The organism is Xanthomonas sp. SHU 166 (genome assembly GCF_000364685.1).
Taxonomy (GTDB): Bacteria; Pseudomonadota; Gammaproteobacteria; order Xanthomonadales; family Xanthomonadaceae; genus Xanthomonas_A; species Xanthomonas_A sontii.
In genome coordinates this window covers 1-372 of record NZ_AQOJ01000710.1, presented here as the reverse complement: position 1 = coordinate 372, position 372 = coordinate 1, and the positions used below count along the sequence as shown (strand labels likewise).

1 pseudogene is annotated in these 372 nt (G+C 69.1%); it reads left to right on the top strand.

The features are described from left to right. A pseudogene (locus tag D180_RS16620) lies at nucleotides 1-372 on the top strand (methyl-accepting chemotaxis protein); the annotation flags it as partial.

The window sequence follows — 372 nt, the reverse complement described above, 5'->3', positions numbered from 1 at the left end:
TCAACGCGATGATGGAGGTCAGCGACCGCAACCTCGGCAAGCTGTCGGCGTTGCTGCAGGCCATCGCCGCCGGCGACCTCACCGCGCGCATGGACGGCGAGTTCCACGGCGTATTCGCCACCATGCGCGACGACGCCAACGCCACCGCCGACCAGTTGACCGGCATCGTCGGCCGCATCCAGACCGCGGCGGTCAGCATCAATGCCGCTGCCACCGAAATCGCCGCCGGCAACGACGACCTGTCGCGTCGCACCGAGCAGCAGGCGGCGAGCCTGGAAGAGACCGCGGCCTCGATGGAGGAGCTGACCTCCACGGTGAAGCAGAACGCCGAACACGCCCGCCAGGCCAATCAGTTGGCGGTGGGCGCCGCCT